The 295-nt window shown below is 41.0% G+C and carries 1 pseudogene; it reads right to left on the bottom strand.

Annotated elements, in window-relative coordinates:
• Positions 1 to 295: pseudogene (locus P5683_RS26155) on the bottom strand (RNA-guided endonuclease TnpB family protein); the annotation flags it as partial.

Raw genomic sequence — 295 nt, 5'->3', positions numbered from 1 at the left:
CCCTCAAATGTAGAAACCCAGCCCACAAAAGGCAGCTTATGGCGAGTTCCTGACAACTTGAATGGTTTGCCGCAATTGTCAAGGGTAAAGCTATCATGGTGGCCTTTCTTCTTAAATTTAGGATAACTGCTTATTCCTTTGAAGAAGCGCTTAAAGGCATCCCCTAGATTAATGAAGGCATATTGATAAACTCTAGAAGACAATTCGGACATCCAAGGATATTGAGGTTTCACATAATTCGTAAAAACCTTTTTGATGGAGTTGACGTTAGGCTTGAGTCCCTCTTCATAAGCTG

The sequence above is a fragment of the Limnospira sp. PMC 1279.21 genome, from assembly GCF_032349615.1.
Lineage (GTDB): Bacteria > Cyanobacteriota > Cyanobacteriia > Cyanobacteriales > Microcoleaceae > Limnospira > Limnospira fusiformis.
This window is presented reverse-complemented; position numbering and strand designations above follow the sequence as displayed.